Here is a 6,417-nt window from a genome sequence, read left to right as displayed (position 1 = left end):
TCGCTTCCGCCTGCGCCGGCGCCGCCATCGGCAGTTCGTGCGGCAGCGGCGCGTCGTCCTCGTCCAGCGACGGCGGCGGGGCCACCACGGCGTCGGTCAGCGGCACCTCGACACGGATCGTGACGCCTGCCCCGGGCGTCGAATCGATCTGCAGCGTGCCGCCCAGCGCGATCACGCGCTGCTCCATGCCGAGCAGGCCATGGTGGCCCGAGGTGCGGCGCGTCTCGATATCGGCCGGCAGGCCGCGGCCGTTGTCGCTGACCTTCAGCAGCAGATGATCGTCGGTGCGGGTCAGCGCGACCGACACGCGGCTCGCTTCCGCGTACTTGGTCGCGTTGGTCAGCGACTCCTGCACGATGCGGTACAGCGCGATGGCGGCGGCATCGCGCAGCGGCGGCACCGACGGATCGAGCTCGACCTCGGTCTGCCAGTGGTTGCGCGTGCCGACTTCCTCGACCAGCTGGGCGATCGCTTCCTTCAGGCCGAGGTTCAGCAGCACGGTGGGGCGCAGGTCCTCGATCAGCCGGCGCTTGATCTGGATGCCCTGGTCCACATGCAGCATCACGCGCGTGATCTTTTCCTGGATCTCGGGATAGTCGTTCTGCAGGCGCCGGCGGATCCAGTGCATGTCGAGCTTGGTGGCGGTCAGGATCGCGCCGAGTTCGTCGTGCAGCTCGCGCGCCAGCCGCGTCTTCTCATCCTCGGTGACGCGCTGCAGGTGCGAGGCCAGCGCCGACAACTGGCGCGTGCGCGCGCGCACCATGCGGTCCAGCCGCGCGCTTTCCTCCTCGAGCTCGCTGCGCGCGGCCTCCGACACCGCCAGCCGGCGCGAATGCTGGAAGCCGACGATGACCAGCAGCACGATGTTGATCGCGGTCAGCAGGCCGATGCCGTAGCGCGACAGGTTGATGTCGCGGTCGGCGTTCTCGAGATTGCGCGACACCGACGCGGCGGAGCGCGCGCGCAGCGTCTCCAGGCCGAGCCGCGCCTTCTCCATCGTCTGCTTGCCGAAGTCGGTGCGGATCAGATCGAGCGCGACCTCGACATCGCGCTTGCCGTAGATCAGCGTCAGCTCCATTTCCGTCAGCTTGCGGCTGATCAGCAGCGACGCCTCGCCGAACTGCTTCAACGCCTCGGGGTCGTCGGCGAAGCGGTTGCGGATGTCGTTCATCAGCGTGTTGATGCGCGGGATCGCGCGATGGTACGGCTCCAGATAGCTTTCCTTGCCGGTCAGCAGGTAGCCGCGCTGGCCCGCCTCGGCGTTGACCAGTTCGGCCAGCAGCGCGCTGATGTCGCTCTGCACGTTCTGCGAGCGGATGACTTGCGAATACCCCTGGCGCAGCCGGATATTGCCGGCCTCCGAGGCGATCAGCACGACCACCGTGAGCAGGATGCCACCCGCGAGCAGCACGGTGGACCGCAACGACGATAGCTTCAACATGATGGAATTTCCTGGATTGCGCGCTCGCGGTCGCGCGCGGTGACTGCGCCGATGGAATCACAACGGTTGCGCCCGGTCAACCGATCCACGGACCCGCCCGGAGGCTTCGCAAGGCGGTGCTTCGCACGAGACCTGGCGCCGCGCCGGAGCTGTAGGAAACCGCTGACAGGGGAATCGGTGCAAGGTCGGTGCCTCGCCGAAGTGGCGATTCCTACCATGCTTGCATGGCCTGGCGCACCGAAGCACCGAGCCGCGAGAACAGGAGAAACACCATGCTGAAATGGGCGCTGATCTTTGCCGTGATTTCCATCGTCGCGGGACTGCTCGGTTTCACCGGCATCGCGGCGGGCGCGGCGGGCATCGCCAAGGTTCTGTTCTTCCTGTTCCTGATTCTGTTCGTGCTGTTCCTGGTGCTTGGGGTAACGATCTTCAAGTCGGTCAAATGACGGCCTACCCGACGATCCACCGCTCGCGTTTTCACGCGCCGTTGTGCTGAGGCAGTTCGATCCATCTAGGGGAGTTTCACCATGCTTTACTACGCACTGGTCTTTTTCATCATCGCCCTGGTCGCCGCCGTGTTCGGCTTTGGCGGCATCGCTGCCGGCGCGGTCGAGATCGCGAAGATCCTGTTCTTCATCTTCCTGGTAGTGGCGCTGGTGACCTTCGTCATGAGCCTGGTCCGCAAAGGCCGATGAACGGTCGATGAGCGGCCGATGAACGGGCCGACGATGGCCCGTCGATCCGTCGGCCGGCCCTGCGCCAGGTCGCCTGCATTGCGTCGGCCAAGCGCGGCGCGTCGCGCCGCGCGTTGGCCGACGCGCGTCTTAAGGAGAGTCCCATGCTGACCCACAATCCGAAGGTGAAGAAGGAAGTCCGCCATCTTGCCGATTGCGCCAGCGATACGGTGCGCCAGCTGCGCCATGCCGCCCGCGATACCAGCGGCGCCGCGCGCGAGGCCGCCACGCCGGTGGTGGACGAGGTGAGGGGACTGATCTCGGCACTGGAACACACGATCGAGGTGCTGGCGCGCGAAGGCTCGTCCGAGGCCGCGCAGGCCAGCCGCCGGCTGCAGACGCGGGCGCGCATGCTGGCCGACCAGGCACGCGAGGCCACGATGCAGAGCGCGGGACGTGCCCGCGAGCGCGTCGACCAGGCCGTCGTCGGCGTGCAGCATCGCGTCGCCGAGTCGCCGTTCCGCGCCATCGCGATCGCCGCGGCTGTCGGTGCGATCGCCGCGCTGCTGCTGGTGGGCGGCAGCAGCCGCCGCCGCAGCGAGGACGGCCACTACGACGGCAACTGAGGGCCAACCCGGCGACGCAAGCCGAGCCGCGGCAACCAGCGACGGCAACGGAGGCAACGCACCTCCGGCCCGAACCCCACAAAGCAACCTGACAGGAGAACCGCACACATGGACACCCAGACCACGGGCGCCGCCTCTTCCCGCACCGATGCCTCCTCCGCCGGCAAGGGGCCGACCCAGGGCTTTCTGTCGGATGTCGCCACCATCCGCGCACGTGCCCGCAAACATATCGAGGACGGCGCGGTCACCGAAAACTACGACGCGGACCGTGCGACCGTGCTCAAGCTGCTGAACGAGGCGCTGGCCACCGAGCTGGTCTGCGTGCTGCGCTATCGGCGCCACCACTTCATGGCCAAGGGCATCCACGCCGAGCCGATCGCGGCCGAGTTCAAGGTCCATGCCGATGAAGAGCAGGCGCACGCCGACCGCATCGCCGCGCGCATCGTGCAGCTGGGCGGCGAGCCGGATTTTTCGCCCGACGGTCTGTCGGCGCGCAGCCATTCGGAATATGTCGCGCCCAACGGGCTGACCGACATGATCCGCGAGAACCTGATCGCCGAACGGATCGCAATCGAGAGCTATCGCGAGATGATCCAGTACATGGGCGAGCGCGACCCGACCACGCGGCGCATCCTCGAGGAGATCCTCGCGGTCGAGGAGGAGCACGCCGACGAACTGGCCGACATGCTCAGCAAGGAATAGCGGTCGCGCTCAGAGGTGGCGCATGCCGCCATCAAGAATGTCGCCGGCGCTGCCGATGTCGTCATCGACGGCGCCGGACAAGGAATTGCGGTGCCTCCCCCGACGCCGCAATATCGCAGTACCCCCCTTCGGATCCCCCCTGGTCCGGTGCCCGGTCCGCCCCCAGCGGCCGGGCTGTTTTTTTTGGGGAGGGGGGAACGCCTGACTTGCGTCAGACGCCCCACAACACGTCGCAGCCCTCGCGCTGCGAGGCCCGCAGCATGTCCAGGAAGGGATAGGCGCGCTGTCCCAGGTGCAGCGGCTCTTCGTCGTCGTCGTAGTCGTCGCCCTTGCCGCGCTGTTCCTCGGGCAGCTGGCTCTGCGCCGGGGACTGCTTTGCCTGCATCACCGCGGCCTCGAGCCGGTGGATCGCGCGCGGCAGCTCTTCCTTGGTGATCACCCCGCGCTCGCCGACGTGCTTGCCGATGATGCCGAGCAACGTGACGGCGAGATCGTTCATCATGATCAGGTCTTGCGCCGCGTGGGATTTGAAGGTGATCAGCATGGTGGTTCCTTGTCAGCCATGTTGGGATGGTAGCCGTCCTGCTCCGGCGTGCCGGGAGCCGGCCGACTGGCTCCTGCGGATGATGTCAGCATAGCACCTGATAAAATCCGCGTTCTGCAATCGATTGCCCGTGCCGCGCTGCGGCATCGCCACGCTGCCGGTGACGGCACCGCCACTATGGCCGAAGCCATCGCGGTCCTGTGTGGCGCGCGGGCCCAGACATTCATGCTGCCTGTTCAGACCTCCAAACTTGCCGCCGCGTTCACCGATGCGGTACGCGCGCTGGCGCCGGCCGATGCCGTGCTGCCCGCTGTCGCCTTCGAACGGCCCAAGGTGGCCGCCCACGGCGATCTCGCCTGCAATCTGGCGATGCAGGTGGCCCGCACGCTCAAGCGCAATCCGCGCGAGCTGGCGCAGCAGATCGTCGACGCGGTGAAGGCCGATGCGCGTACCGCCTCGCTGGTGGCAAGCCTGGAGATCGCCGGCCCGGGCTTCATCAACCTGCGGCTGACCCCGGCGGCCAAAGCCGAGACGCTGCGCGCGGTGCTGCAGCAGGGCGATGGCTATGGCGCCCAGCAGCAGGGCGCGCGCGGCCAGGTACTGGTCGAGTTCGTGTCGGCCAACCCGACCGGCCCGCTGCACGTCGGCCACGGCCGCCAGGCCGCGCTGGGCGACGCGCTCGCCAACCTGCTGTCGTGGCAGGGCTACGCCGTGCACCGCGAGTTCTACTACAACGACGCCGGCGTGCAGATCCAGAACCTCGCGATCTCGGTGCAGGCGCGCGCCCGCGGCCTGAAGCCGGGCGAGGCCGGCTGGCCAGAGGCCGCCTACAACGGCGACTACATCGCCGACATCGCCGCCGATTTCCTCGCCGGCAAGACCGTGCGCGCCTCCGACGGCGAGCCGGTGACCGCCTCCGGCGACGTCGAGGATCTGGACTCGATCCGCAAGTTCGCCGTCACCTACCTGCGCAACGAGCAGGACATCGACCTGCAGGCGTTCGGCGTCAAGTTCGACCGCTACTACCTGGAGTCGTCGCTGTACACCGACGGCAAGGTCGAAGAGGCCGTGCGCACGCTGATCGCCAAGGGCAAGACCTACGAGAGCGAAGGCGCGCTGTGGCTGCGCACCACCGAAGACGGCGACGACAAGGACCGGGTGATGCGCAAGGGCGATGGCAGCTATACCTATTTCGTGCCGGACGTCGCCTATCACACCACCAAGTGGCAGCGCGGCTTCCACAAGGTCATCAACGTGCAGGGCAGCGACCACCACGGCACCATTGCGCGCGTGCGGGCAGGCCTGCAGGGGCTGGAAATCGGCATCCCGGCCGGCTATCCCGACTACGTGCTGCACAAGATGGTCACCGTGATGAAGAACGGCGAGGAGGTCAAGATCTCCAAGCGCGCCGGTTCGTATGTCACGGTGCGTGACCTGATCGAATGGAGCAATGGCGGCGACGAGACCATCCGCGGCTGCCTGGAGACGGGCGTGGCCGACTGGCCGGCCCACTTCACGCGCGGCCGCGACGCGGTCCGCTTTTTCCTGCTGTCGCGCAAGGCCGATACCGAGTTCGTCTTCGACGTCGACCTGGCGCTCAAGCAGAACGACGAGAACCCGGTGTACTACGTCCAGTACGCGCACGCCCGCATCTGCTCGATCTTCGAGTCGTGGGGCGGCGAGGGGTGGCAGGAGCGCCTGGCCGAGCTGGCGGGGGCCGACCTGGAGGCGGTGACCGGCGCCGCGGCGAGCCCGCAGGCGCTGGCGCTGGGACAGCGGCTGGCCGAATTCCCCGAGATGCTGGCCCAGGCCGCCAACGAGCTGGCGCCGCATGCGGTCGCCTTCTATCTGCGCGACCTGGCCGGCGACTTCCATGCCTTCTACAACGCCGACCGCGTGCTGGTCGACGACGAGCCGGTCAAGCTGGCGCGGCTCGCGCTGCTGGCGGCGACCCGCCAGGTGCTGCGCAACGGCCTCGCGGTGATCGGCGTGTCCGCGCCGCAGCGCATGTAAGGGGGGCAGCGCGGCCTGCCGGTGTCCTCACCGTCCGCAGGCCGCGGTGACCGGGCCGCCCGGCCCGGCACTGGCTCTATAATCTTCCGGCAATATCCAAGAGGACTCCATGCAACAGCAACGCAAGCGTGCCCCGCGCAAGGCCAGCCGCGCCCAGCAGCGCGGGGGTACGTTTCTCGGCCTGGTGCTCGGCCTGATCATCGGCCTGGCGATCGCGGTGGTGGTGGCGCTGTATATCACCAAGGCGCCGACGCCGTTTCAGCGCAAGGGCACGCCCAAGCCGGCCGAATCCGGCAACGTGGTCGGGACGCTGCCGTCGCCGGTGCGGAGGCGCCGTCGGACCCGAACAAGCCGCTGTGGAGCAAGACCCCGCCCAAGCCGGTCGGCCCGCCCGCGGAGCCGGCGCATCGGGAGCCC

Annotated in this window: 7 protein-coding genes and 1 pseudogene; 6 read left to right on the top strand and 2 right to left on the bottom strand. The window is 68.1% G+C overall.

Annotated features, from left to right (window positions below):
- The coding region (locus B551_RS11720) for a CHASE3 domain-containing protein (protein WP_023264148.1) at positions 1-1,441 on the bottom strand (1,441 nt) is incomplete at its 3' end.
- A 272-nt stretch (positions 1,442-1,713) separates the two neighbouring features.
- Here B551_RS11720 and B551_RS25355 point away from each other — a divergent pair.
- From B551_RS25355 to B551_RS11700, 4 genes are all read left to right on the top strand, one after another.
- A complete protein-coding gene (locus tag B551_RS25355) occupies positions 1,714-1,887 on the top strand; it encodes a DUF1328 family protein (protein ID WP_006579617.1) in 174 nt (57 codons plus the stop codon).
- An 81-nt stretch (positions 1,888-1,968) separates the two neighbouring features.
- Positions 1,969-2,136: a DUF1328 domain-containing protein gene (locus tag B551_RS25570; protein WP_006579618.1), complete on the top strand. Its 168-nt coding sequence runs from the start codon at positions 1,969-1,971 to the stop codon at positions 2,134-2,136.
- 143 nt (positions 2,137-2,279) lie between these two features.
- Positions 2,280-2,741 (top strand): DUF883 family protein, encoded by a 462-nt coding sequence (locus B551_RS11705; RefSeq protein WP_023264146.1) that lies wholly within the window; start codon positions 2,280-2,282, stop codon positions 2,739-2,741.
- Positions 2,742-2,849: 108 nt separating this feature from the next.
- Positions 2,850-3,443: a bacterioferritin gene (locus tag B551_RS11700; protein ID WP_006579440.1), complete on the top strand. Its 594-nt coding sequence runs from the start codon at positions 2,850-2,852 to the stop codon at positions 3,441-3,443.
- Positions 3,444-3,654: 211 nt separating this feature from the next.
- On the opposite strand, the gene B551_RS11695 is transcribed toward B551_RS11700, so the two are convergent.
- Positions 3,655-3,987 carry a DUF1840 domain-containing protein gene (locus B551_RS11695; protein ID WP_023264145.1) on the bottom strand — a complete coding sequence of 111 codons (333 nt, stop codon included), beginning with the start codon at positions 3,985-3,987 and terminating at the stop codon, positions 3,655-3,657.
- Positions 3,988-4,212: 225 nt separating this feature from the next.
- Here B551_RS11695 and argS point away from each other — a divergent pair, with 225 nt between their 5' ends.
- The gene (argS, locus tag B551_RS11690) at positions 4,213-6,000 is read left to right on the top strand and encodes an arginine--tRNA ligase (protein WP_006579442.1); all 1,788 of its coding nucleotides are present in this window, start codon (positions 4,213-4,215) and stop codon (positions 5,998-6,000) included.
- A gap of 109 nt (positions 6,001-6,109) precedes the next feature.
- Positions 6,110-6,417 (top strand): annotated as a pseudogene (locus tag B551_RS11685) (SPOR domain-containing protein); the annotation flags it as partial.

The organism is Cupriavidus sp. HPC(L), from assembly GCF_000307735.3.
Lineage (GTDB): Bacteria > Pseudomonadota > Gammaproteobacteria > Burkholderiales > Burkholderiaceae > Cupriavidus.
Note: the sequence above shows the minus strand (reverse complement) of the source record. Positions and strands in the feature narration are given on the sequence as shown.